This window comes from Pseudomonas sp. PvP025 (genome assembly GCF_017832155.1).
GTDB lineage: Bacteria > Pseudomonadota > Gammaproteobacteria > Pseudomonadales > Pseudomonadaceae > Aquipseudomonas.
Window position 1 is genome coordinate 757266 of record NZ_JAFIBJ010000001.1, and the last position, 24205, is coordinate 781470.

The window sequence follows — 24205 nt, forward strand, 5'->3', positions numbered from 1 at the left end:
TCCGCAGGCGCAGGAGAAATCGGCACTGGATGGAGCTTACTCCTTATAAAAGGGCAAATAATCCGGGGCCGTCTGCTAGTGAGATGTCGCAGGGCCATCATTGTTCAGTAGTTGCTGAAATTGCTCTGAAGACACGGCGTGGGAGATCAGGAAACCCTGCACCTGGTTGCAGTCGATCTTGCGCAGCAAGGCCAGTTGCTGGGGCGTTTCCACGCCTTCGGCGACCACCGTCAGGCCGAGCTTGCGGCCCAGGGCAATGATGCTTGCCAGGGCCTGGGCGATGCCTTCGTTGTCGTGGCTGCCCTGGACCAGCGCCTGGTCGATCTTCAATTCTGTAAAGGGCGTGGACACCAGGTTGAGGTACGAGCTGTAACCCTTGCCGAAATCATCCTGCGACAGGCCAAAGCCCTTGATGCGCAGGCGACAGGCTCCGGCGTAGAAATTACTGATGTCCTGGGGCACCGAGCATTCCATCAATTCGAAGCAGATCAGCCCTGGGATGCCGTCGTGGTGCAGCACGAATTCCAGCAGGCGGTCGGCCAGGTCGTGGCTGTTGAGCAGGTGCGTGGGCAGGTTGATCGACACCGGAATTTCGTAGCCGCGCTGGCGCCAGCGCTCCTGGGCCTGGATCGCCTGCTTGAGCATCAGCCACAGCAGGCGTTCTTCCAGTTCGAACGCTTTGATCGCCGGCAGAAACGCGGCCGGCAGCATCACGCCTTGCTCGGGGTGCATCCAGCGCACCAGCGCTTCGGCGGCGACGATGCGCCCGTTGGCCAGGGATTTTTTCGGCTGGAACCACGCCTGCAACTGGCCGCTGCTCATGGCCTGCAGCAGCGCGTGACGGTCGATGTCCAGGTGCTCGGCCAGCGCCGGGCAGGGCTTGCGCACCTGGTTGTGCAATTGGTCCACCAGGCTGCGCAGGGCGTCGATGGCGACCGGTTTGGAGATCAGTCCGATCACCTCCACATCGAGGTTCTTCGCCACCAGGCTTGCGGCCATCAGCATGCGCCGCGACGCCGCGCTCATGATCGCCAGCGCCGGTTTGCAGCGCAGGCCGGCCAGGCACTGGATAAATTGCACGCCGTCCATGCCGGGCATCAGCAGGTCGGTCAGCACCAGGTCGAAATCCCTCTGGCGCAGGCGCTCCAGCGCTTGCTTGCCGTCCAGGGCCGCTTCGAGCCTGAAATCCCCCAACTCACCGAGCAGGTGCTGCAGGTAGATGTGCTGCAGGGGGTGATCCTCGACAATCAGAATACTAATGGGCTTCATGGGTGATCCGTGCATAAGGCGCCAGGGAGTTGAAGAGAGCCCGCAACGCAAAGGGTTTGACCAGGCAATGGTTCATGCCTGCGGCCAGGCACAGGTCGGCCTCGCCGCGCATGGCGTTGGCGGTGGCCCCGATGATCGGCAGCGGGCAGCCCTGGCGACGCAGTTCGCGTGCCAGTGCGTAGCCGTTGAGGTGGGGCATGTTCACGTCGGTCAGCACCACATCGAAGTGGCCGGCGGCGTACAACTGCAAGGCTTCGCGGCCGTCGGCGGCCAGCTCCACGGTACAGCCGAGCTCCTCGAGTTGGTCGCGCAAGATCAGTTGATTGATGACGTTGTCTTCGGCCACCAGCAGGTGCAGGTTGAGTTGGCTCAGGTCGCGCGGGCGCGTCTGTGCATCGGTGCGGGCCACCCACAGGCCCTGTGCCTGGCTGACGGCCTGGTGAATCGCGCTGAGGTGATTGAGGTTGACGTGCCAGCCGCCGGCGTCGACCTCCAGCGCCGTGCACGCGCTGGCGCTCACGTGGATCACCGGGCCCGGCCAGTCGGGCACCAGCGAGGGATCGACACTGCCGGGGTGCACTTGCAGCAGCAGGTGATTGTCCGCCAGTGTCGGCAGGCCGGCCTGGGCCCGTGCGCCCCAGCGGCGCAACCAGCCGCTGATGGCGTGCGCCAATTCCGGGATCGGCGAGACCACGTAGACGGTTTCGGCCAGCAGGGGGGGCATGGGGTCGGTGGGCGCTTCTTCCAGCGGCAGGATCAGGCTGAAGCTGCTGCCCAGGCCCAGCTCGCTGACCATGCGGAGGTTGCCGTTCATCAACTCGGTGAGGCGCTGGCAGATCGGCAGGCCCAGGCCGGTGCCGGCAACCACGTTGGTGTTGCCTTCACTCTGGTAGAACGGCTCGAAGATCCGCGGCTGGTCTTCCTGGGCGATGCCTTTGCCGGTGTCCGACACCTGCCACAACAGGCTGGAGCGTTCGCCGTCGCGGCCCAGCACCTTGACCCGCAGCACTACGCGGCCGTAGTCGGTGAACTTCACCGCGTTGCTGAGCAGGTTGTTGAGAATCTGGCGCAGGCGCGTCACGTCGCCGATCAGCCGCTCGGGCAGTTGGGGGTCCAGGCACGCATACAGTTGCAGGCCTTTGCCCTGAGCCGCTGCGGCATAGCCCTGGATGATGTCGTGAACCACCTCCAGCGGCGAGAACTCGCTCAACTCCAGGGCCAGTTGCCCGGCTTCGATTTTCGAAACATCCAGCACGTCGCAGATCAGCTGCAACAGGGTCGAGGACGAGCCTTCGATGGCTTGCAGGTAGTCTCTCTGCTGTGCGTCCAGGTGCGTGCGCGCCAGCAGTTCGAGGGTGCCGAGCACGCCGTACAGCGGCGTGCGGATTTCATGGCTCATGGTTGCCAGGAACAGGGTCTTGGCTGCATTCGCCGCATCTGCCGACTGCCGCGCGTCTTCGAGCGCCGCCTCGACCTGCTTGCGCGTGCTGATGTCGCTGAAGGCGCAAAACAGCACATCTTCGCCGCGATAGCGGGTGGGGGCGCTGCTCAGGTACAGGTGGCGACCGTCGACGGTTTCAAAGTAATCGCAGTGCTCGCTTGCCTGCGCGTCGAATGCCTGCTCGATCCAGCCGGCGCGCAGGGCCTCGCGCTCGGGGCCGTCGCCCAGCCATTGCTGGGCCAGGGTGTTTTCCAGCACCACCTGGCCATCGGTGCGGCGCAGCACACAGAGGGCGACGGGGGCGGTCTGGATCACGTCGCGGCCGAACGCTTCGCTTTCGATCAACGCCTGTATGCGATGGATCGAGGGAATGATGAAGCGCTGGTCGACGCGGCGCATCACCAGCCAGATCAGCGCCAGGCTGCACAGGCAGAACACCAGCGAGCCGAGCAATTGTTTCCACAGCCCGGTGACCACTGCGCGCAGGTCGATGGAGTACATCAGTTGCCAGTCCGAGGACTTCAGGTGTTTGCGAATCACCAGGTGGTCGGGCAGCCAGCCGTTGCCGACGAAACCGAAGAAGCTGTCTTCCCGCGGTTTGAGAGGTTGCTGGCGCAGCTGCGCATCGGCGCGGTTGCTGAACACCAGCATGCCCTGGGAGTTGAGCATCATGAACTCACCGGCGCTGTGATCGCCCAGGGCCTGGGACACTCCGCGGCTTTCCATTTCCAGGCCCAGCCAGCCGGAGGCGGGGTCGCGGTCGTCGAGGCGAATGAAGATGTAGAGGTGCGCGTGTTGCTCGGTCTTGTCGCTGAGCCACAGTTCCTTGAGCGTGGCCGGGTCGCTGTGTTGCAGCGCTTTGAGGCGATTGAGCATGCACCTGGAAATCGGCAGCACCTGTGCGGTGGCGTCATACAGCCGTGTGACCTGCGGCACGGGGCTGGCGCTCACGTAGAGCAGGTTGACTTGTCTGGCCTTGAGGTAATCGCGCATGCGCGTGGTCAGCCAGAGGCTCCACTGGCTGCCCGGCGTGTCACCCAGTTGCAGGTGTTGTTCTTCTGCGGAGGCGGGGTAGATCGGCGAGCGCTTGCGTACCGCCGACAGGCTGAGGCTTTCGAGCAGGGCCTGGCGGTTGGTGAAAAAGGTGTGGGCTTGGGCGATGGCGCTGCTCATGTAGCCGCGCCGTTGCGAAATATCGTTGTTGAAGGTGGACAGCAGGAAGGTGTAGACCCCGCTGAGGATGCCGATCAGCAGCACGGCCGCGAAGATTCGCAACAGCCGCCTGGCGGCTTCGGGTCGGGAAAGGACGGGGTTGATCTGCAGCAGGTAACTTTTCAATCGCATCGGCGCACTGTAAGCAGGCGTGTGCGCCGGGGGCATAAGACGATCCTTAAAAGCCGGCTACTTGTAGTACATATCCACCACCACGGCGCCCTCGAACGGGCCGGGAATCGGCAGGGAGCGCCATTTCAGATCGGCGCGAAATTCATCGTGGCTCTGGCCCAGGCCCATCAACTGCTGCAGGGTGAACCAGGTATTGAACGCCAGCGGCTGCTGGCTCTCGGCGCGTGACAGCGAGATGCCCACCGAACGGTTGTTGTCCGGCACCAGCAGGCCGTTGATCACGCTGCCGCCGCCCGCCGTGCTGGCGAAGCGCGCGCTGACGGTGTAGGGGGTGTCGCAACCCTTGCGCAGGTTCAGGCTGAAGTTGGCGCTGCTGGCGACTTCGCCGATGGCCGCCTGGCGCGAGGGCGTGGGGAAGGTGACCACGCTGGGGGTGATGGTCAGGTCGGGGGTGCAGGGCACGAAGCGGATGTCGTTCATGCCGGTGACCACGTAGTTGAAGTTGCTGTTGGGCCGAGAGTTGAGCCCGCGCACGCCGTCCAGTTGAAACACGCGATAGGACGTGAGGGTGCTCGCCTGGCCGCTGGGGGGCGTGGGGTCGTATTTTTCGATGAACACGCTGAAGTTGAGGGTGAAGCGCGCCTTGTCCCAGCCGATGCAATTGGACGTGCAGCCACGGTCGGAATAGAACCCGGTGCTGACCTTGCCGCTGCTTTGGGTGATCGGCTGGTTGTTATAACGGATGCCCACGCGAATCCCCTTACCGATGCTCACGTTTGCCGGGTTGACGTAGAAATACACCAGCTCGCGGCCAACGCGGTAATCGTCCTTGCAGATCACGTTGGTGGAACGTGGCCCGGACTCCCAGATAATGGTGCCGTTGGGCGCGTCGGCGGCCACCGCCAGCGCGGTGCCCAGCGCTTCCTGGGTGATGATCGAGTCGGTGCCGTCCTCGCGGCACGCCAGCGCATGGCTGGTGGCAGGCAATACGGCGCAGGCCCACAGCAGCAGCGGCAGGCAGCGTTTGATAAGGGACATGGGGGCCTCGTGTTGGTTACTTGAGCGCCGCGCTGTGGCGGGTCTGCAAGCCGATATCGTTGATGTTGGTGAAGTGCAGGGTGGCGCCTGCGGACAAGGGGCTCGGTGCGGCCAGGGTTTTGCTCTCGCGGGGTTTGAGCAGCAGGTAGTCGCTGAGCACCTGGGTGTCGGTGTGCACGTCCACCAGCGACAGGTGAAACGCGCTGGGGTTGCTCACCGTAACGCTTTGCCCGCCGTCACTGCGCCATATCAACTGTGGCAGCGCCTCGGCTGAACCCCCCTTGAGCGTGGGCGGCCGATAGAGCAGCTTGAGCCGCTGGCGAATCGCGAACTGCACGGCGTTGGGTCTTTCCGGTTTCCGAGGGATTTCCATGATGTTGAGCCACAGCAGCGATTCACGGTCGCTGGGCAGGCCTTCGCCGGCGTACAGAATGCGCAGCTTGTGATGCTCGCCGGCGCCCAGCTTTACCAAAGGTTCGGTCGCGGCGAACAGCACCGTGCGGTCGTCGGGAGCGTCGCCGGTGATCCAGGTTTGCACCACCATTTCACGGTTGGCCTGGTTGACCACACTGATGCTGGCGTCCCTGTCCTGGCCGAAATAGATCAGGCGCGTGCCTTCGATTTTCAGCGCCGCATGGGCGGGCGGTGGCGCGAGGGCCAGCAGCGCACTGGCCAGAAGCAGCATTCTGAGTAGGAACATGAGCACGGGAACATCCATGGAAGCGTAGGGGAACGCAGGCCATGGTAGGGAGAGGTCGGCGCGATGGCTTTGAGGCGATTCTTAAAAGCACTTGCCTTGGGCGCGCCCGCGCTGTGCCGTTTCAGAATCGCCTTAAAGTCAGGTCTGACCCGTGACGGTTAACGTGGTCGGCGTTGAATGATCGACGTTGATGCCCAACTGTCAGGTTTACCCTATGCCCAATAAAGCCTTACGCCTTGTGATTGCCGATGCCGAGCTGCTGCCTCGGATCAAGATCGAGAAAATGCTCAACCAGCTGGGCTATCACCGTATCGCCCCGCTGAGTTCGTTCGATGAGCTGCAGGCGTTGACGCGCGCGGGCGGTGTGGCGTTCGACCTGTTGATCATCAATACCGCGCTGGTGCATTCGCGGCAGATCAACCTGTTGAAGTACTGCCACGACAACCCCTTGATCCGCCACACGCTGATCTACGACGGGCAATGCGCACAGCCCTCGATGATGTCGGTGTCGGTGAGCCAGACCCTTCACCTCGCCCTGTCGCAATCGCCGGACTTCAACTCGCTGCGCTGTTGCATGGAGATTGTCGACCCGACGCACAGCCTGCCGCTTGTCGAGCGGCCAACCTTGCGCGCGGTTGACACACGGCCGAGCCCACCTGCTGCTTTGCCGCGCACACCGTTCAAGGGCGATGCGGCGGTGGTGGCGTGCGCGGTGGGGTTATCGCCCAAGGGCTGAGGGCAGCTATTTCAGGTAACCGCACTGTTGGGGGCCGCTATCCAGACCGTCACACGGTTGTGGCGAGCGGGCTTGCCCCGCGTTGGGGTGCGAAGCAGCCCCATTCAACGAGCATGCGGTACACCTGACACTGCACAGTGCCTGGTTTTTGGGGCTGCTTCGCACCCCAACGCGGGGCAAGCCCGCTCGCCACGACAAGCCCGCTCGCCACGACAAGCCCGCTTGCCACAACAAGCGGGCTTGCCACGACAGGTGTGGCGGCGCCTGGCGGGATTGATAGGCTTCGAAAGCGCTACTTGTCCTTGCGCGCGTCCATGGTCTTGCGATGCTCCGCCAGGAACGGCTGCTCGGCCGGGTCAAAGCGATCGATCCCGGCGGTGAAGCGGTGCCAGTACGGATACAACGGCTGGCGCCGCGTGACGGCCTCGATGCGCGATGACTGTTCCTCGGTGAGTTTCAGCTCGGTGGCGGCCAGGTTGTCGCGCAGGTGCTCCTCGGTGCGGGCGCCGATGATCAGCGAGGTGATCCCCGGACGGTCCTTGAGCCAGGCCAGGCAGGTGCGTGCCACCGATACGCCGTGCTCGTCACCGACGGCGGCGAGGGTCTCGATGATGTCCAGCGCGCGTTCCTGGTCATGCACGTAGGGTTCCGGCCAGTCGCTGCCCTGGCGGGTGTTGGCCGGCGGCTTTTGCCCGCGTCGGGTCGAACCGGTCAGCAGGCCTTCGCCCATCGGGCCCCACACCAGGGTGCCGATGTTCTGGTCCAGCGCCAGCGGCAGCAGTTCGTACTCGGCCTCGCGGGATTCCGGGGTGTAGTAGATCTGCTGGGTGATGGGCTTGAGCATGCCATGCAACTCGGCCTTGCCCAGGGCTTTCATCATTTGCCAGGCGGTGAAGTTGCTGGTGCCGAAGTAGCGGATCTTGCCCGAACCCACCAGCAGGCGCAGGGCTTCGAGGGTTTCCTCGATCGGCGTCAGGCCGTCCCAGTTGTGCAGTTGATACAAGTCGATGTGGTCGGTGCCCAGGCGCTTGAGGCTGGCTTCGCAGGCGCGAATCAGGTGGTAGCGCGAGGAGCCGGAGTTGTTCGGGTTGTCGTCCACGGGGCTGCGGCCCTTGGTGGCCAGCAGGATGTCGTGGCGCTTGTCGCCCAGGGCCTTGCCGACCACTTCCTCGGCCAGGCCGTGGGAATACAGGTCGGCGGTGTCGACCATGTTCACGCCCGCTTCGAACGCGATATCAAACATGCGCCTGGCCTGGGGCACATCCACCGCGCCGCATTTTTCGAACTCGGCGCGCCCGCCGAAGGGCACGGTGCCCAGGACGATTTCGGATACCAGCAAGCCCGAATGGCCCAGTTGTCGATACTGCATGTCGCCTCCTGTTTCACATTGAACGTAGGGTTGTGAACGACACAGGGCGCGATAGTTTGAATTTTTTTACCTGAAAAAACGCCGAGCTGTTGCTGGCTAGAACACCGCCTTGACCTGCAGCCCCAGCAGCAGGGCATTGTCGATGTGTTCGCCGGTAAACGCGCCTGGCTCGATGATGTATTGCACATCCGGGCGCAGGCTCAGCCACGGCGTGGCCTGGTAGCCGTAGCTGAGTTCGATCAGTTGTTCGGCGCTGTCCAGTCCGTCAAAGCCGGCACCGACCCGACTGCGCGGGTTTGGCACGGCGCGCCCGTAACCGAGGGCGAGGGTATCGCGCGGCCTGCCGGTGAACGGCTGGTACAGCACCACACCGGTGCCGTACCACTTGCTGAACGGCGAGGCCGCTTCGCTGGCCGCCGAGTACTGACCGAACACATGCAGGCTGCGGCCCTTGCTCACGTCGCTGGCCCACACCGCCTGATCCATCAACAGGTAGTGACCGCTGCGGCCGCTGACCTGCCGGTCGCTGCCGATGCGTTTCACCTCGGAGCTGTCGTGGTAGTAACCGAGCTTGTATTCGCCGGGCAGGGCGCCTGCGTGTTTGTACACCAGCTCGACCGGCACGACGGTGCCGGTGGTGCGTTTGGGCCCCAGGTGCCAGGCGCGGCTGGCGTTGCCGTTGCTGTCCGGGTCGACGTTGAACGCCGCCACCCGCAGTTGCCAGGCCGCGGAAAAGTCGTATTTGAGCCGCACGCCCAGACGCGCATTCGGGTAGTTGGTCCAGCCACTGCCGCCGGACATGTTCAGCGGGTGGCCGCAGAGTCCGGCGTTCATGAAGTTGCACAGGATGCCGCTGTCCAGGCCGCCGAGGTCGTTGCCCATGGCCATGTAGCCGAGCTTGACGTTCAGCGCCTGGGTGAACAGCGTGCGTTCGTAACTCAATTCGGTGAGCCGGGTGTAGAGGCCGCCGTAGTTTTCCTGGATCGGCAGGCGGTTGCCCACCAGGTCCTCGGAGGCGCTGTTGCCACGGCGGTCATTGACGGTCAGTTGAATACGGTCGTTGTTGCTCAGACCGTAGAGCTTGCCGAGATCGAACTGCACGCCGAGCTTGAGGTTTTGCGAGTAGCGCGCCGAACGGTGCGTGCCGCCCTTGGCGTTGTAGGCGGTCTCGCCGCTGTAGTCGCCGGTGAAGCGGATACCTTGCGCTTCCAGTTCACGGCGCAGGCCGCCCCAGTCGCCGGTGAGGGTGGTGTTGTCGGCGTATGCGGGCAGCGCGGTGGCAAATGTCAGGCCCAGCAGCAGGCCGCCGAGTCGGGGGTCGGAAAAAAATGCAGTCATGGGGGGACTTCCATACAGAAGGCGCGGTGCCACGTGGGGCACCGCGCGCGCAGGGTTATGGCAGGGCGTAGGCGATCACGTAGTCGCCACGGTCGGTGGACTGGCGAGCGCCACCGGCGGTGACCACGATGTACTGCTTGCCGGTTTTGGGCGAGACGTAGGTCATCGGGCCGCCCTGGCTGCCCACGGGCAGGCGGGCTTTCCACACTTCGTCACCGTTGCCGCTGTTGAAGGCGCGCAGGTAGAAGTCCTGGGTGCCGGCGATGAAGATCAGGCCGCCCTGGGTCGACAGGGTGCCGCCCAGGGTGGGCAGGCCGATCTTGATCGGCAGGTGCATGCGGATGCCCAGAGGGCCGGTGTCTTCCACCGTGCCGACCGGCACTTGCCAGGCGATTTTTTGCGTCTTCATGTCAATCGCGGTGAGGGTGCCGAACGGCGGCGCCTGGCACGGAATGCCGGCCACCGACAGGAAGCGGTTCTTGTTCACCGCATACGGCGTGCCCTTGAGCGGCACGGCGCCCATGCCGGTGTTCAGTGCTTCACCACCGGAGGCGGCCAGCGCCTTGTTCTGCGACGGCACCATCTGGATCCACAGGCCCAGGCGCATGTCGTTGACGAAGATAAAGCCGTGCACCGGGTCGGTGGAGAGACTGCCCCAGTTCATGCCGCCGAGCGAACCCGGGAAGCTCAGGGATTTGTCGGTGCCTGGTGCGGTGTAGAGGCCGTCGTAGCGCATGCCCTTGAAGTCGATGCGGCACAGCAACTGGTCGTACGGCGTGGCGCCCCACATGTCCGATTCGCTGAGGGTTTGCGCGCCGATCTGCGGCATGCCGACGGATTTAGGCTGGGTTTTCGCGTAGGGCTCGTTGGGAATGTTGGCGGCCTTGACCGGCACTTCCTGCACATCGGTGAGCGGTTTGCCGGTGGCGCGGTCAAGCACGTAGATCTGCCCGGCCTTGGTGCCGATCACGACTGCCGGCACGGCTTTGTCGCTGCCCGGTGGGGTGAAGTCGATCAGGCTCGGCTGCATTGGCAGGTCGAAGTCCCACAGGTCGTTATGGACGGTCTGGTACACCCATTTTTCCGCGCCGGTGGAGGCGTCCAGCGCCAGCACCGAGGCGCCGTACTTGTGATTGAGCGCAGTGCGCTCCACGCCGTAGATGTCGGTGGACGAGCTGCCCATGGGCAGGAAAACCGTGTTCATCAGCGGGTCGTAGGACATCGGCGCCCAGCTGTTGGGCGTGCTGCGCACGTAGGTGCTGCCAGCAGCCGGCGCCTGCTTGTCTTCGGGGTTGCCCGGGTCGAAGGCCCAGCGCATCTGGCCGCTGATCACATCAAAACCACGGATCACGCCGCCCGGCATGTCGGTCTGCACGTTGTCCGCCACGCGGCCGCCCACCACCACGGTGGTGCCAGCGATCAACGGCGCCGAGGACAGTTGGTAGTAGCTGTCCGGCACATTGCCCAGGCCCGCCTTGAGGTCGACCTGGCCATGGGTGCCGAAGTCTTCGCAGAACTGGCCGGTGTCGGCGTCCACGGCGATCAGGCGTGCGTCGATGGTGTTGGTCAGCAGACGGCGCTGGCACTGCGCACCGGCGGGTACGCTGGCGGCGATGACCGGCGAGCTGCCCGGTTGGGTGGGCTGCTTGAGCGGCGCGGTGGCGTCGAAATACGCCATGCCACGGCAACGCTGCCACACCGCCGACTGGGCGTTGACCTCGTTCTTCCACAATTCCTTGCCGGTGTCGGCATCCAGTGCGATCAGGTTGTTGTGCGGCGTGCAGATGAACACCTTGTTGCCGATCTGCAGCGGCGTGAGCTGGTCTTCGGCGCCGTTGCCGTCGCTGATGGCCACGTCACCGGTGCGGTAGGTCCAGGCCACTTTGAGCTTGTCGACGCTGTCACGGTTGATCTGGTCCAGCGCGGCGAAGCGGCTGCCGCCTTCGGTGTTGCCGTAGTGGGCCCAGTCTTTCTGCGCATCGGCTGCAGTCACCGGCGTGACGCCAGGACCGGCGCCGGTAGGGGCAACGCTCGGATGGGCGACAAACATATTGCCCGCCGCCACAGCCACGCCCACCGCCAGCACAGCCGCCACGCCATACGCGCCACGCGCAGGCCGGCCGACCAGCAGCGGGTACACCAGCGCCACCACCAGGCCAATGGCTGCAAACATGAACAGCCGCGAGAACAGTGGCCAGAACACCAGGCCCACGTCCGCCACCGCCCAGATCGCCGTGCCGACGAGGAACGCGCCGAACAGCCACGCGCCCGCCGCTTTGCGTTTGGCGATCAACAGCCCGGCAATCGCCATGGCCACGCCGCCGATCAGGAAGTACCAGGAGCCACCCAGGCTGACCAGTTTGGCGCCGCCGACGGCAAGCGCAAGGCCGAGCAGGGCGATGATCACGCCCAGGCCCAGCAGGAAGAATCTAGAGACGCCAGCGGCGCGCGGTGCTCGTTTCATGTCGAAAGGACTCGATTGAGAGAGGGCAAAGACCGGATTTTAGCAACATAAGTAACCGGTTAGTACATTACAGTCTCGCAATAGACTGTTACCGAGACTGCCACAGTCAATTGAGAGGGGGGGGGTGAGGCCATCACTGTGGCAAGCCCCAATGCCAGTCAGTTAAGCGCAGCTCCCCTGTGGGAGCGGCGGTGCGACGATTTTCCTGGCCTTTGCCGGCAGCGCCTCGCGGCTGAGCCGCATCATTGTGCTGGGCACCGTGGTGCGTGCGGTGTCGCTGTGCGCGATGGCGGCCAACCCGCCGCTGGGGTTCACCCTGGCGGCACTCGCCGGGCTGGGGTTCGGCATCACGGTGAGCAATGTCAGCAGCAATATGACCCTGCAAGGCGCCGCGCCGGAAGCGCTGCGGGGCAGGGTCATTGCGTTTTATATCGCCATGCGTTTCGGCTTTGAAGCGATTGGCGGTTTGCTGGCCGGCCTGCTGGCGGCAGCCCTGAACGTGCAATGGACCCTGTTGGTGGCGGGGGTGTTGTTGGGGGCCTACCAGGTGTGCAGTGGGTTGCTGCATAAAAGGGCCGAGAAAGGGCGGCGCTAAAACGCTTGCCGCCGCCCTGGCTGGCTAGAACTTGAAGCGCCCCACCAGCCCCTTGAGCTGCGCGGAAATATCCGTCAAGCGCCCCGAACCGGTCTGCGCCGAATGCGCGAAGCCTTCGACCAACTGCGCATCGGCATGGATCTGCGCGATATGGCGGTTGATCTCCTCGGCCACCTGGTGCTGTTCCTCGGCGGCGGTGGCGATCTGGGTGTTCTGGTCGCGGATCGAATCCACCGAGCCACGGATCTTGTCGAAGCTGTCGCGGGCCTGCTGGATGCGCTCCACGCTGGTGTGTGACACCTGCAGGCTGCCCTGCATCTGCTGGGTCACTTCCTGGGTGCGGCGGGCGAGGTTGCCGAGCAGGCTGTCGATTTCGCCGGTGGAGTCGGCCGTGCGGCGCGCGAGGGCGCGGACTTCGTCGGCGACCACCGCAAAGCCACGGCCCTGGTCACCGGCGCGCGCGGCTTCGATGGCGGCGTTGAGCGCCAGCAGGTTGGTCTGTTCGGCAATCGAGCGGATGGTGTCAAGGATGGTGTTGATGTTGTGGCTGTCCTGCTCCAGCAACTGCATGGTATGGGTCGACTTCTGCAGGTCTTCGCTGAGCTTGAGCACGCTGCCGGTGGCTTCGCCGATATGCTGCTCGCCGGTGTGCACGTCGCGGTAGCCCTGGTCGGCGCTCGCGGCGGCGGCGCTGCAGGAGCGTGCGACTTCGTTGGCGGTGGCCACCATTTCGTTGAACGCGGTGCTCACCAGTTCCACCGCTTCACGCTGGCGACCGGCGGCCTGGTTCAGGTTGTTGGCCACATCGCTGGTGTCGGCGGCGGCGGTTTGCAGGTCGGCGGACGCGTTGCCGATGCGCTGCACCAACTGCGCGATCATGCCCAGGAACTGGTTGAACCAGCCGGCGAGAATGGCGGTTTCGTCCTTGCCCTGCACCTTGAGCTGGCGCGTGAGGTCGCCTTCACCTTCGGCAATTTCCTGCAGGCCGTCGGCCACGCCGCGAATCGGGCGCACGATCACCCGGGCGAAACTGGCGCCGACGATGGCGAAGACAATCGCGAGGGCGGCAGCAATGGCGGCGATCAACAAGGTGAGACGGGTGGCGTCGGCCATCACCTCGTCACGTTTGATCAGGCCGATAAAGCGCCAGCCCAGGTCTTTGGAGCTGACCACGTTGGCCATGTAGGGCACGCCGTCGATCTCGACCTGAGTCACGCCGTCGCCGCGCTTGGACAGCTGCGCGTAGTTGGGGCCCAGCTCGGCCAGGGGCTTGAAGTTGTGCTTGGCATCGCTTGGGTCGACCAGCACGTTGCCATTGGCTTCCACCAGCATCAGGTAGCCGCTGTCGCCCAGCTTGATGTTGCGCACCAGTTCGGTGAGCTGCTTGAGCGACACATCCAGGCCAACCACGCCGACGATCTTGCCGGCGGCATCGGCGACGGTGTGCACGGTGCCGATCAGCGTCACATCGTCGGCCGCCCAGTAATAGGCGCCCGTGCGCACGGTGGTGCCTGGCGCGGCGACGGCGGCCTGGTACCAGGGGCGCAGGCGCGGGTCGTAGTTGCTGATCTTGGGGTCATCCGGCCAACTGGCGTAGCCGCCGTCGCTCAAGCCCAGAGACAGGTAGGCGGTGCTGGCATGGCTTTTGGCGAACTGGTCGAAAATCGCCAGCAGTTCCTGATTGGTCGGGGTCAGCGGGATTTTCGCCGCGTCGGCGCCCACGTAGCTCTTGAGATCCTTGGCCGCGACCATGCGTGGGTCCTTGGCCAGGTAGTCGACGTTCTGACTGATGCCGTCGAAAAACTGCTTCATGCCATTGTCGATCTGACGGATTTCGCGGCCGCTGCTGTCGAGGAAATTGGCCTTGGCCCCCTCGCGCACATTGAGCACGACCAACACCGCGACGAGGATCACCGGCACGCACGCGATAGCCGCGAACGCCCAGGTCAGCTTCTGCTTGATATTCATGACTTCACCCGCGGATATTTATAGTTTTGGCAAGGGGAAACGCTAGCGCTGAATGTCGCATGGTTTGTTTTGAGGGGAGATTGCCATGCGTACCCCCGGTTTATCGACCGAGGGGGCATTCACTTGAGGAGAGTGGTGGATCAGCCGGGGGTGGAGTCGGCGAGGGTGTCACGGCGCATCGATTGCAGGTTTTTCTCGATGGTTTCGCAGATGGCTTCCATCTGGATCTGGTGTTCGCTGGAGCGGAACGGGCTTTGCAGGTCGGTGCCGATGCGCTCGATGGCCAGCAGCATGAAGCCCACCACGGTGGACGCCAGCGGTGTGAACCAACCCAGGGATTCCACCAGGCCCACCGGCACGATCAGGCAGAACAGCGAGATGAACAACCGGGGAAAGTACACATAGGGGTAGGGCAGTGGCGTATTGGCGATGCGCTCCATGCCGCCCTGGGCGTTGGACAGATCGACCATCGTCGATTCGATCCGCGCCAGGCGAATGCTGTCCAGGTGCCCGGCCTTGTATTCGCGCGACAGTATCGCTGCGGAGCCGGTGAGAATGTCATTGGCAAAGTTGTTGGTGGCGCCATTGCGCGCGAATTCTTCGGCGGGAATAAACGCACGGACCTCATCCGGGCATGGCTTGCCCCGCAGGTGAGCGGCCAGGCAGTTCACGTAGGCCACATGCCGGCGCAGCAAGGTGGACTTGATCGGGTTCACGTCACTGCCGGGGTCGTCAAGCAGGGTCAGCACCTGGCGCGCGAAACTGCGCGAATTGTTGACCATCGCCCCCCACAGCGTGCGCGCTTCCCACCAGCGGTTGTAAGCGCTGCTGTTGCGAAAGCTGATCAGCACGATCAACGCCGAACCCAGCAGCGTGAGCGGCATCAGCGGCAGGTTGACCTTGGCGTTGAGGAACAGCATGAAGTCCACCGTCACGGCGATATCCCACAACAGCAGCCAGAACAGGGACCAGCCCACGTAGCCCATGGTCTTGATGATCAGGCGGTATTTTTTGAGGATGGCGGCTTTCAAATGAGGACCTCGCGGCGGGGCGGTGAGCGACTATGCTCTAGCTCGGACGCCAGCGTGCGGGGAAGGTTCGGCGCGGGACTGAATCGGTTAAGCCACTTAGGTTGTTTCGGAACAATTTTGGTAACGACGCGGTCCGCTTGTTTAATCACTATAGATTGCGCTCAAGGCAAAACGCCATTATCGGTACTGCAATTGAGATCAGTGCATCCAAGTTGTTTGATCAGGGCTTTTTCTCATGTGTGGCAGTTCGTTGAAGTTGGCGATGGAAGAGTCGGTGCAAGCGTTTGAGCAGCATGTGGAGTTTGACGCTTGCATGCGTATTCATTACAAGATGTTGCTGGAGACCTATGCAAAAAGAGCATTTTTTTATAAGACGGCTTTGAAGTTCAACCGTTTGATGGTGTCGTTTACGTTGCTCGGCACCTATTTTTCCAAACCGGTGCCGTTACTGTCCGAGGTCAAAGAGTTTTGTGTGGCGCGCGGTTTTTCTTCCCGGAACAGTCTTGAGTCGATATTCCTGCTGTTTCGCGCATTGGGGTTCATGAAGGTGGCGGGGCACCCGGATGACAGCCGCCTGCGGGTATTCGGCCCGTCGCCCCAGGCCTGTCAGGAGGTCAGGTTACTGCTCAGGTCGGTGGTGGAACCGACGCAGATGATGTGCGCCGGGCAGGACATTTTTGCGGGCGTGGAGCAGTTGGACGATCACGCCTATCTGTCCCGTTATTTCAAGGGTTATGCGACCCTGCTCGGCAATGACCTGTCGATTGATCTGTTGTTGCCTGACTGTTATTGGCTGGTCAAGCGCGATGCCGGGCATATGTTGATGCTGGCGATTTATAACGATGCCTGTGCACCGGATAATTCGGGGGCAAGTTTCCGCGTGTCCTCCTATTTGTCTATCGCCGAACAACTGTCCGTGTCCAAGACCCATGTTATTCGCCTCGTGCAGGAAGGCGCTGATCGGGGGTATTTCAAGGTGCATTCGAAAACCCAATTGGAAGTACTGCCGTCCTTTATAAACCTGGTCCGAAGATTCATGGCGTATTCATTTGCCACTTGCTTGCACAGTCTTAAACTGAGTCATGTCAGCCGCACATAGACCGCCAGCGCACGGAGAGTCAAGGGATGCCGAATAACGTGAAACTCAGGCCGCGCATGCAACGTCTGTTGTCTCCGGCGGTGACTCAAGCCGAACTGATCGGCATCATCGCCTGGCTGGGCGTGTTGCTGGCCGGGCCGCTGAAGACAGCCGGCATTGCGGAAGGGCTGGTCACGCTGGGGCTGCTGCTGGTGTGCGGCTACCACCGTGTGGCCACCAACTTTTTCGTCTGGCGTGTGCTGGGTGTGGTGTACATGGTGTTGCTGTGCGTCGGTTTCTTCCATGTGATCGGCGCCAACCTGGAGCTGCGCGTGTTTGCCTTGCCGCTGGCGGTGACCCTGGTGGTCAGCAGCGCGCTGCTGTTTATCTCGGTACAGGACTTTTTGCTCTGCGCGGCGCTGGTGTGGGCGGTGATGTGGCCGATCCTCTCCGAGTCGTTCTACGAGGGCGCGCAGGTTTATCTGTTCATCTTCTGCGCGGCGTCGGTGTCGATCGGGTTCATCCTGAGTTTTTCCTACCTGAAGAACCTGCGTTCCGTGCTGCTGGTGGAAAGCGAGTTTCGTGTGTTGGCGCAGACGGACTACCTCACCTCCATTCTCAACCGGCGCGCACTCATGGAGAGTTTTGCCAAGTTGATTGCTGCGGGGCAGAGCGGCTATTTCCTGATGCTGGACATTGACAGTTTCAAGCTCAAGAACGACCAGTTCGGCCACGATGTCGGCGACCGGATTTTGTGCGCGATGGCCGATTGCCTCAAGGCCACACCCGGCAGTCACAGTTTCGGCCGCATCGGCGGTGAGGAATTCGGCGTATTGCTGGTGGGGGACGACCCTTCAGTGGCCAGTGCGTTTGCGTTGCGCCTGCTGCACAACATTCGCTGCAGTGTTGCGCCGCCCCATCATTACACCTGCAGCGCGGGCATGACCGGCTTCGCGGCGGGAGCGGACATGTCGACGGTGCTCAAGAATGCCGACCGCAACCTGTATATGGCCAAGCGCAACGGCAAGGACTGTGTCTATCTGGACGGCGCGCCGGTGCGGGAGCAGTGCGGTGACGCGGACACTCGCGTCACCACCAGGGTCTGAATCAGCCCTGGGCCAGGATGCTCGCCAGCAGCCCGGGAAAGCGCGTCTCCAGTTCCTCGCGGCGCAGCGAGTTCATGTGAGTGGTGCCGACGCTGCGGGTGTGCACCAGCCCGGCGTCACGCAGCACGCGGAAATGGTGGGACATGCTCGACTTGGGGCGCCCACCGTCCAGTTCGCCGCAGGAGGCCTCCGGCACGCCGGCCAGGCAGCGCACGATATCCAGGCGCACGGGATCACTCAGGGCATACAGCAGGCGCTCGAGTGTGAGGTCTTGCAGGGCTGGGTGTTTGAAGGCTCGCATGGCGGCGGATGATAACAGGGGGGTAGCGCCGAATACCATAGTTCGATTACCATCGAACTATCGAATTACCCACTTCACTTCTGGAGTTTCCCGATGACTGCACTGTTCGAACCGTTCACGCTCAAGGATGTGACACTGCGCAATCGCATTGCGATCCCTCCAATGTGCCAATACAGCGCCGATGACGGCATGGTTAATGATTGGCACCTCGTGCACCTGGCCAGCATGGCCCGTGGCGGCGCCGGGTTGCTGGTGGTCGAGGCCACCGCAGTGTCACCGGAAGGGCGCATCACGCCAGGCTGCGCCGGTATCTGGAGCGATGCCCACGCCCAGGCTTTCGTGCCGATGGTCAAGGCGATCAAGGCCGCCGGTGCCGTGCCGGGCATCCAGATCGCCCACGCCGGCCGCAAGGCCAGTGCCAACCGCCCGTGGGAAGGCGATGACCACATGCCACCCTCCGACCCGCGTAGCTGGGAAACCATTGCGCCTTCGGCGATTGCCTTCGGTGCCAACCTGCCCAACGTTCCGCGCGCCATGACCCTGGACGACATTGCCCGCGTCAAGCAGGACTTCGTCGACGCCGCGCGCCGCGCCCGTGACGCCGGCTTTGAGTGGATCGAGCTGCACTTCGCCCATGGCTATCTGGGCCAGAGCTTCTTCTCCGAGCATTCCAACCAGCGTACCGACGCCTACGGCGGCAGCTTCGACAACCGCAGCCGTTTCCTTCTCGAAACCCTGGCCGCCGTGCGTGAAGTCTGGCCGGAGAACCTGCCGCTGACCGCGCGTTTCGGCGTGATCGAATACGACGGCCGCGACGAGCAGACCCTCACCGAATCCATCGAGCTGGCCCGCCGCTTCAAGGCCGGTGGCCTGGATTTGCTCAGCGTCAGCGTAGGTTTCACCATTCCTGACACCAACATCCCATGGGGCCCGGCGTTCCTTGGGCCGGTGGCCGAGCGCGTACGCCGCGAAGCCGGTATTCCAGTGACCTCGGCCTGGGGCTTCGGCACGCCGGACCTGGCTGAAGCTGCGTTGCAAAATGGCCAGCTGGACCTCGTCTCGGTAGGCCGCGCGCACCTGGCCGACCCGCACTGGGCGTATTTTGCCGCCAAGGAACTGGGTGTGGAAAAAGCCTCGTGGACCTTGCCCGCGCCTTACGCGCATTGGCTGGAGCGCTATCGCTAAGGCGAGCTGTACCGCTGCATGAGCCACTCGATCGAGTGGCTTTTTTTTGCGTGGATTTTGTTTGGTAGAACCTTTGATACAAAGTGGACACAAGAAAAATAACAAATGAGAATGCATGTCAAACGAGAATGCATTGATATACCATGCGCCTCGAAATTGGCAGGGATGCCGTCCCATCTGGCTCTTTACTAGGTCCGTTATCCATGCGTCGTACCCTGATTTCCATCTGTGTGCTTCAGGCGTTTTCTCCGTTCACCTGGGCAGAAGATGCTCCCGCCGACAAGGCCAGTATCGAGCTGCAAGCCACCAACGTGACCGGCGCGGCCGACTACGAAACCGCGCAGGGGCCGGTCAAGGGCTACCGCGCCACCCGCTCGGCCAGTGCGACGCGTACCGACACCTCGATTCATGAAACCCCGCAGTCCATCAGCGTGGTGCCCAAGGATGTGGTCGAAGACATCGGCGCCACGCGCCTGCAGGAAGCCCTTGACTATGCCGGCGGTGTGGGTCGGGCGAACAACTTTGGCGGTCAGGGCCTCACCAGCTTCACCGTGCGCGGCTTTACCACTGCCGAGTTCTACCGCAACGGTTTCCCGATCAACCGTGGCTACCCGGCCATGCCGGACGCCAACACCATCGAACGCCTGGAAGTACTGCGTGGGCCGGCGACCATGCTCTACGGCCGCGGCGATCCCGGCGGCACTTTCAACGTGGTCTCCAAGCAACCCTTGGCCGAGCGCACCGTCACCCTTGGCAGCCAGCTCGATGACCAGGGCATGAAGCGCGGCACCCTCGATGCGTCCGGCCCGCTGGATGAAGAAGGCCGCCTGGCCTATCGCCTGAACGTGGTGGGCGAGGGCGGCGATACCTTCCGCGACCACGTATCCACCGAACGCTACGGTGTGGCCCCGGTGCTGACCTGGCAGGCCAACGACGCGACCAAGGTGATCTTCGAAGGCGACTTCATCCGCAACAACCATCCGCTGGATCGTGGCCTGACGCGCTTCGCCAACCAGCGCAGCACGCCGTCGCGCGACACCTTCTGGGGCGAAAAGTACGCCGGTGACCTGCACAACGACAACAACATGGCCCAGCTGCGTTTCGAGCACATGCTCAACGACAACTGGACCCTCGGCGGCGGTGTCCAGTGGCTGGACGGCACCATGAAGGGCGACGGCGTCGAGGCAAACAACGCCGCCAGCCTGGGCGCCGACGGCCGCACCCTGCAGCGCAACTTCAACTACCGCAAGCTGGAATGGACCGACCAGGATTACCAGCTCAACCTGACCGGGCACTTCTCCACCGGCGGTTTCGAGCACACGCTGCTGACCGGTGTCGAGTACGAAGACTACGACTACAAGTCGATCATCCAGCGTTCCAGCGCGGCGACGGGTACGTTCCCCATCGACATCTTCAATCCGGTCTACGGCCAGCCGCGTCCAGCGCTGACCCGCACCCCCACCCACGACAAGGAAAACCTCAAGACCTACGCCGTCTTCGTCCAGGACCAGGTGGCGTTGACCGAACGCCTGCGTGTGTTGGCCGGTGCGCGCTTCGAGCGTTTCGAGCATCAGTACACGTCCTATGTGCCGGGCGTGAAACCCTGGGACGCGGCCGACAACGCCGTCACCCCACGGGTCGGCATCCTGTATGACCTGACCGACACCGTAGCCCTGTACGCCGATGCCGCGCGTTCGTTCAAACCCAACACCGGAGCCAGCCGCCTGGGTGGCGGGTTCGATCCGGAGCAGGGCAAGTCCTATGAGATGGGGCTCAAGTGGGAGGCGCTGGAGCAGTTGAGCGTTGACGCGGCGATCTACCAGATCGAGAAGAAAAACGTGCAGGGCACCGACCCGCTCGACTCAGCCTTCAACGTTGCGACGGGCCAGGTGCGCAGTCGCGGGTTCGACCTCAACGTGGCCGGCAACCTGACGCCGGAATGGCGGGTGATCGGCGGCTATGCCTACGTGGATGCCGCCGTTACCAAGGACACCACGGTGCGCACCGGCACGCGCCTGGCCAACATCCCGCGCAACAGCTTCAGCCTGCTCAACGTGTATGAGTTCCAGGACGGCACGCTCAAGGGGCTGGGGCTGGGCGCAGGCGGCAAATACGTCGCCGAGCGCGCCGGGCAGACCAGCAACTCGACGTTCACCATGGGCTCCTACACCGTGGTCGACCTGCTTGGTTACTACAAGGTCAACGAAAAGGTCAGGCTGAACCTGGACGTGAAGAACCTGTTCAACAAGGAGTATGAAGAAGGCTCGTTCCTGAACTTCTATGCGTATCCGGGTGAACCGCGCACCGTGCAGGTGGGGATTTCCTACACCCTCTGACCCTGAGCTATCCCTATGACGAACGGGCTGGCAAGTAGGCTTGCTGTGGCGAGCGGGCTTACTGTGGCGAGCGGGCTTGCCCCGCGTTGGGGTGCGAAGCGCCCCCAATCAGGGAAAACGCGGTGTACCTGATACTGCACAGTGTGGTCTTGGGGCTGCTTCGCACCCCAACGCGGGGCAAGCCCGCTCGCCACAACCCTGTTCCCACAGGGCCGGGAGCCAGTCTAAAGCGGCGTCAACACGTTCATCACCGTATCCAGCGCCACACGGGTGTCATCCAGCTGCACCAGCGAGGCGTGCCGTGCGCCCAGGGCGTCGCGGTTCTGGATTGCGGTGAGGATCGCCTTGTGCCGGGGCAGGCTCAGGCCCTGGATATCCGGGCGGCGGTTGGTGATGTTGATCGATTCGCGCAACGGCAGCGACAGCATGTTGCACATGTAGGCGAGCAGGTCGTTGCGCGTGGCGTCGGCGATGGCGCGGTGAAAGTCCAGGTCGGCCTGCAACAGCTGCTCGTGGGTTTTCGCGGTTTCCATGCCCTGGTAGGCCTGCTCGATGCCGGCGATGTCTTCGTCGGTGGCAGTGGTCGCGGCCATCGCGGCGATTTCCGGTTCGAGGATGCGCCGCACGCCAGCCAGTGTGTTGAAAAACTCACTGTGGGGCGTGGACTGCATCAACCAGGACAGCACGTCCGGGTCGAGCAGGTGCCACTTCAGCCGGGGTCGCACCACCGCGCCCACCCGGGGCTTGGAATACACCAGACCCTTGGCGCTCAGCACCCGGGTGGCCTCACGCAGGACCGAACGGCTGACCTTGTATTCCTCGCACAGCGTGGCTTCCATGGGCAGCCGCTCTTCGGGCTTGAAGCGACCGGAAACGATGTGCATGCCCAAGTCCTGAACGATCTGGGCATGCATACTTTTGCGCGGCTTGGGCGGCTGGTGATCCATAACGACAGGCAGGCTCTGGCTTAGATTCGGCGCATCATAGCATCCCGATTAATGGGAATGCCGTGGGACTTCCGCGCCGCGGCAACCCACCAGAAAGTCGAAGTCGCAGCCCTGGTCCGCCTGCAATACATGGTCGATGTACAGCTGGCGATAGCCGCCGACGATCAGGTTCTGCACAGGCTTGAGGTCAGCCATGCGCGCTGCCAGCTCGGCGTCGGAGATGTCCAGGTGCAGGCGGCCATTGGCGCAGTCCAGTTCGATCCAGTCACCTTCCTGCACCGTGGCCAGCGGCCCGCCCGCAGCGGCTTCAGGGGCCACGTGCAACACCACCGTGCCGTACGCGGTGCCGCTCATGCGTGCGTCGGAAATACGCACCATGTCCGTCACGCCCTGGGCCAGCAGCTTGGCCGGCAGGCCCATGTTGCCCACTTCCGCCATGCCCGGATAACCCTTGGGCCCGCAGTTCTTCATGACCAGAATCGAATTGGCATCCACGTCCAGGTCCGGGTCGTTGATGCGCGCCTTGTACATGTCGAAGTTCTCGAACACCACCGCGCGGCCGCGATGCTGCATCAACTCGGCACTCGCCGCCGAGGGCTTGAGCACCGCACCCAGCGGCGCCAGGTTACCCCGCAGCACGCAAATGCCGCCGTCGGCGCGGATCGGGTTGTCGAGGGTACGGATCACTTCGTCCTGGCCGTAGATCGGCGAGTCCTTGGTGTTTTCGCCCAGGGACTTGCCGTTGACGGTGAGCGCGTTCGGGTGCGGGATCAGATTGGCTTCACCCAGCCGGCGCAGCACCGCCGGCAGGCCGCCGGCGTAGTAGAACTCTTCCATCAGGAAGCGCCCCGACGGCTGCAGGTCGACGATGGTCGGCATGCCCCGACCGATGCGGGTCCAGTCGTCGAGGTCAAGCTCCACACCGATGCGCCCGGCAATGGCCTTCAAGTGAATCACCGCGTTGGTCGAACCGCCGATGGCCGCGTTCACGCGAATTGCGTTTTCAAACGCTTCCTTGGTAAGGATCTTCGACAGCCGCAAGTCTTCGCGCACCATCTCCACCGCGCGCATGCCGGACATGTGCGCCAGCACATAACGTCGCGCATCCACCGCCGGAATCGCCGCGTTGTGCGGCAGTGAAGTGCCCAGCGCCTCGGCCATGCAAGCCATGGTCGAGGCGGTGCCCATGGTGTTGCAGGTGCCCGCCGAGCGCGACATGCCGGCTTCGGCCGCGAGGAAATCATCCAGGGTAATGGTGCCGGCCTTGACCTGTTCACTGAGCTGCCACACCACGGTGCCCGAGCCGATGTCCTGACCCTTGTGCTTGCCGTTGAGCATCGGCCCGCCGGTGACCACGATGGCCGGCACGTCACAACTGGCGGCGCCCATCAACAGCGCCGGGGTGGTCTTGTCGCAACCGGTCAGCAGCACCACGCCGTCAATCGGGTTGCCGCGAATCGCTTCTTCCACGTCCATGCTCGCCAGGTTGCGCGTGAGCATGGCGGTGGGGCGCAGGTTGGATTCGCCATTGGAGAACACCGGAAACTCCACCGGGAAACCACCGGCCTCGATCACGCCGCGTTTGACATGCTCGGCAATCTGGCGGAAATGCGCGTTGCACGGGGTCAGCTCCGACCAGGTATTGCAGATACCGATGATCGGCTTGCCATGGAACTGATGGTCGGCAATGCCCTGATTCTTCATCCAGCTTCGGTACATGAAGCCGTTTTTGTCGGCAGTACCAAACCACTGGGCGGAGCGTAGGCCGGGCGTTTTATCAGACATGATCGATTCTCTTATTGTATGACTATATGTTCTATCTGCGGCTAAACATAAGCGCAAATTCGCAGCTTTGGAAGTGTTGTTTTGTAAATAGTCCTACTATATAGTCAGCTTCAATTGAGGTATGACCCTGGCGTTTTTTCGTCAGAGGCGTCCCCGAGCTTCTATAAGAACAAC

At 63.1% G+C, this 24205-nt stretch carries 18 protein-coding genes; 6 read left to right on the top strand and 12 right to left on the bottom strand.

Annotated elements, in window-relative coordinates:
* Positions 1 to 75: 75 nt before the first annotated feature.
* Genes JOE32_RS03105 through JOE32_RS03120 form a run of 4 tightly spaced genes read right to left on the bottom strand, consistent with a single transcriptional unit; the run spans position 76 to position 5792 of the window.
* The gene (locus JOE32_RS03105) at positions 76 to 1269 is read right to left on the bottom strand and encodes an EAL domain-containing response regulator (RefSeq protein WP_209981330.1); all 1194 of its coding nucleotides are present in this window, start codon (positions 1267 to 1269) and stop codon (positions 76 to 78) included.
* Positions 1256 to 4054, bottom strand: a complete 2799-nt coding sequence (locus JOE32_RS03110; protein WP_209990297.1) for an ATP-binding protein — start codon at positions 4052 to 4054, stop codon at positions 1256 to 1258. Before JOE32_RS03110 ends, JOE32_RS03105 begins: the two co-directional genes overlap by 14 nt.
* Before the next feature lie 57 nt (positions 4055 to 4111).
* The gene (locus JOE32_RS03115; protein WP_209981332.1) at positions 4112 to 5092 is read right to left on the bottom strand and encodes a fimbrial protein; all 981 of its coding nucleotides are present in this window, start codon (positions 5090 to 5092) and stop codon (positions 4112 to 4114) included.
* Between the two features lie 16 nt (positions 5093 to 5108).
* Entirely contained in the window at positions 5109 to 5792 is a 684-nt protein-coding gene (locus JOE32_RS03120; RefSeq protein WP_245228946.1) for a molecular chaperone, read from the bottom strand.
* 214 nt (positions 5793 to 6006) lie between these two features.
* On the opposite strand from JOE32_RS03120, the gene JOE32_RS03125 reads away from it, so the two are divergent.
* Positions 6007 to 6528 (top strand): chemotaxis protein CheY, encoded by a 522-nt coding sequence (locus tag JOE32_RS03125; RefSeq protein WP_209981336.1) that lies wholly within the window; start codon positions 6007 to 6009, stop codon positions 6526 to 6528.
* 292 nt (positions 6529 to 6820) lie between these two features.
* On the opposite strand, the gene JOE32_RS03130 is transcribed toward JOE32_RS03125, so the two are convergent.
* The 3 genes from JOE32_RS03130 to JOE32_RS03140 all read right to left on the bottom strand — a co-directional run bounded on the left by JOE32_RS03130 (position 6821) and on the right by JOE32_RS03140 (position 11699).
* On the bottom strand, positions 6821 to 7897 hold the full coding sequence (locus JOE32_RS03130) for an aldo/keto reductase (RefSeq protein WP_209981338.1): 1077 nt from the start codon (positions 7895 to 7897) through the stop codon (positions 6821 to 6823).
* A 96-nt stretch (positions 7898 to 7993) separates the two neighbouring features.
* Positions 7994 to 9235 carry a carbohydrate porin gene (locus JOE32_RS03135; protein WP_209981340.1) on the bottom strand — a complete coding sequence of 414 codons (1242 nt, stop codon included), beginning with the start codon at positions 9233 to 9235 and terminating at the stop codon, positions 7994 to 7996.
* Positions 9236 to 9290: 55 nt separating this feature from the next.
* Positions 9291 to 11699: a glucose/quinate/shikimate family membrane-bound PQQ-dependent dehydrogenase gene (locus tag JOE32_RS03140; RefSeq protein ID WP_209981342.1), complete on the bottom strand. Its 2409-nt coding sequence runs from the start codon at positions 11697 to 11699 to the stop codon at positions 9291 to 9293.
* A gap of 241 nt (positions 11700 to 11940) precedes the next feature.
* On the opposite strand from JOE32_RS03140, the gene JOE32_RS03145 reads away from it, so the two are divergent.
* The gene (locus JOE32_RS03145; protein ID WP_307497609.1) at positions 11941 to 12294 is read left to right on the top strand and encodes an MFS transporter; all 354 of its coding nucleotides are present in this window, start codon (positions 11941 to 11943) and stop codon (positions 12292 to 12294) included.
* 24 nt (positions 12295 to 12318) lie between these two features.
* Here JOE32_RS03145 and JOE32_RS03150 read toward each other — a convergent pair whose 3' ends face one another.
* Entirely contained in the window at positions 12319 to 14262 is a 1944-nt protein-coding gene (locus JOE32_RS03150) for a methyl-accepting chemotaxis protein (protein WP_209981344.1), read from the bottom strand.
* Between the two features lie 140 nt (positions 14263 to 14402).
* Positions 14403 to 15293 (bottom strand): bestrophin family ion channel, encoded by an 891-nt coding sequence (locus tag JOE32_RS03155; RefSeq protein WP_209981346.1) that lies wholly within the window; start codon positions 15291 to 15293, stop codon positions 14403 to 14405.
* Positions 15294 to 15555: 262 nt separating this feature from the next.
* Here JOE32_RS03155 and JOE32_RS03160 point away from each other — a divergent pair, with 262 nt between their 5' ends.
* Positions 15556 to 16392: a hypothetical protein gene (locus tag JOE32_RS03160; protein WP_209981349.1), complete on the top strand. Its 837-nt coding sequence runs from the start codon at positions 15556 to 15558 to the stop codon at positions 16390 to 16392.
* A gap of 26 nt (positions 16393 to 16418) precedes the next feature.
* On the top strand, positions 16419 to 17477 hold the full coding sequence (locus JOE32_RS03165; RefSeq protein ID WP_209981350.1) for a GGDEF domain-containing protein: 1059 nt from the start codon (positions 16419 to 16421) through the stop codon (positions 17475 to 17477).
* A gap of 1 nt (position 17478) precedes the next feature.
* Here the strand turns inward: JOE32_RS03165 and JOE32_RS03170 are convergent, their stop codons facing one another.
* Positions 17479 to 17778 (bottom strand): helix-turn-helix domain-containing protein, encoded by a 300-nt coding sequence (locus JOE32_RS03170; protein WP_209981353.1) that lies wholly within the window; start codon positions 17776 to 17778, stop codon positions 17479 to 17481.
* 93 nt (positions 17779 to 17871) lie between these two features.
* On the opposite strand from JOE32_RS03170, the gene JOE32_RS03175 reads away from it, so the two are divergent.
* A complete protein-coding gene (locus tag JOE32_RS03175; protein WP_209981355.1) occupies positions 17872 to 18963 on the top strand; it encodes an NADH:flavin oxidoreductase/NADH oxidase in 1092 nt (363 codons plus the stop codon).
* 203 nt (positions 18964 to 19166) lie between these two features.
* Complete coding sequence (locus JOE32_RS03180; protein WP_209981358.1) at positions 19167 to 21299, top strand: TonB-dependent receptor; 2133 nt, start codon at positions 19167 to 19169, stop codon at positions 21297 to 21299.
* Positions 21300 to 21523: 224 nt separating this feature from the next.
* Here the strand turns inward: JOE32_RS03180 and JOE32_RS03185 are convergent, their stop codons facing one another.
* Together JOE32_RS03185 and JOE32_RS03190 are read right to left on the bottom strand one after the other, a co-directional pair.
* Entirely contained in the window at positions 21524 to 22246 is a 723-nt protein-coding gene (locus tag JOE32_RS03185) for a FadR/GntR family transcriptional regulator (protein WP_209981361.1), read from the bottom strand.
* Between the two features lie 48 nt (positions 22247 to 22294).
* The gene (locus JOE32_RS03190; protein WP_209981362.1) at positions 22295 to 24031 is read right to left on the bottom strand and encodes an IlvD/Edd family dehydratase; all 1737 of its coding nucleotides are present in this window, start codon (positions 24029 to 24031) and stop codon (positions 22295 to 22297) included.
* Positions 24032 to 24205: the final 174 nt, after the last annotated feature.

Bases quoted from the DNA above. Each gene is read 5' to 3' on its own strand.
- JOE32_RS03105 (WP_209981330.1), bottom strand. From the start codon at position 1,269: ATGAAGCCCATTAGTATTCTGATTGTCGAGGATCACCCCCTGCAGCAC.
- JOE32_RS03110 (WP_209990297.1), bottom strand. From the start codon at position 4,054: ATGCGATTGAAAAGTTACCTGCTGCAGATCAACCCCGTCCTTTCCCGA.
- JOE32_RS03115 (WP_209981332.1), bottom strand. From the start codon at position 5,092: ATGTCCCTTATCAAACGCTGCCTGCCGCTGCTGCTGTGGGCCTGCGCC.
- JOE32_RS03120 (WP_245228946.1), bottom strand. From the start codon at position 5,792: ATGTTCCTACTCAGAATGCTGCTTCTGGCCAGTGCGCTGCTGGCCCTC.
- JOE32_RS03125 (WP_209981336.1), top strand. From the start codon at position 6,007: ATGCCCAATAAAGCCTTACGCCTTGTGATTGCCGATGCCGAGCTGCTG.
- JOE32_RS03130 (WP_209981338.1), bottom strand. From the start codon at position 7,897: ATGCAGTATCGACAACTGGGCCATTCGGGCTTGCTGGTATCCGAAATC.
- JOE32_RS03135 (WP_209981340.1), bottom strand. From the start codon at position 9,235: ATGACTGCATTTTTTTCCGACCCCCGACTCGGCGGCCTGCTGCTGGGC.
- JOE32_RS03140 (WP_209981342.1), bottom strand. From the start codon at position 11,699: ATGAAACGAGCACCGCGCGCCGCTGGCGTCTCTAGATTCTTCCTGCTG.
- JOE32_RS03150 (WP_209981344.1), bottom strand. From the start codon at position 14,262: ATGAATATCAAGCAGAAGCTGACCTGGGCGTTCGCGGCTATCGCGTGC.
- JOE32_RS03160 (WP_209981349.1), top strand. From the start codon at position 15,556: ATGGAAGAGTCGGTGCAAGCGTTTGAGCAGCATGTGGAGTTTGACGCT.
- JOE32_RS03165 (WP_209981350.1), top strand. From the start codon at position 16,419: ATGCCGAATAACGTGAAACTCAGGCCGCGCATGCAACGTCTGTTGTCT.
- JOE32_RS03170 (WP_209981353.1), bottom strand. From the start codon at position 17,778: ATGCGAGCCTTCAAACACCCAGCCCTGCAAGACCTCACACTCGAGCGC.
- JOE32_RS03175 (WP_209981355.1), top strand. From the start codon at position 17,872: ATGACTGCACTGTTCGAACCGTTCACGCTCAAGGATGTGACACTGCGC.
- JOE32_RS03180 (WP_209981358.1), top strand. From the start codon at position 19,167: ATGCGTCGTACCCTGATTTCCATCTGTGTGCTTCAGGCGTTTTCTCCG.
- JOE32_RS03185 (WP_209981361.1), bottom strand. From the start codon at position 22,246: ATGGATCACCAGCCGCCCAAGCCGCGCAAAAGTATGCATGCCCAGATC.
- JOE32_RS03190 (WP_209981362.1), bottom strand. From the start codon at position 24,031: ATGTCTGATAAAACGCCCGGCCTACGCTCCGCCCAGTGGTTTGGTACT.